This is a genomic window from Blautia sp. JLR.GB0024 (genome assembly GCF_037000545.1).
Taxonomy (GTDB): domain Bacteria; phylum Bacillota; class Clostridia; order Lachnospirales; family Lachnospiraceae; genus Blautia; species Blautia celeris.
Window position 1 is genome coordinate 1 of sequence record NZ_JBANBF010000053.1, and the last position, 398, is coordinate 398.

General features: G+C 51.3%; 1 pseudogene. It reads left to right on the top strand.

Annotated elements, in window-relative coordinates:
- Positions 1 to 398: pseudogene (locus V8Q34_RS27390) on the top strand (iron-containing alcohol dehydrogenase); the annotation flags it as partial.

The window sequence follows — 398 nt, forward strand, 5'->3', positions numbered from 1 at the left end:
CCCACATCCATCGCCACAAACGCAGTGTTCGGACACCGCGCGGGTCTTAGATTCAACAGTGTTGTGAGATATGTGGGATATGTGGAGCCTGTAGCTATATACGTGGACTACGATGTGATCCAGAGCGGCCCGAAAGCTCTGAACAGAAGCGGTGTATGCGATGTACTCTGCTATAACAACTCCATGTTTGACTGGAAATATGCGGCAGACCAGGGGAAATGCGAGGAGAAATGGCCGTATGACCAGGAGATGGTGGATGAGGTAAAAGAGGTATACCAGTCTGTAGTGGACAACCTGGACGACATCTACGAGTTAAATGAAAAAGGAATCCGTGTACTGACAGAGGGCCTGAGATGGGGCGGAGCAGCGTTCCACAACAACGGCTGGAACCCAAGACC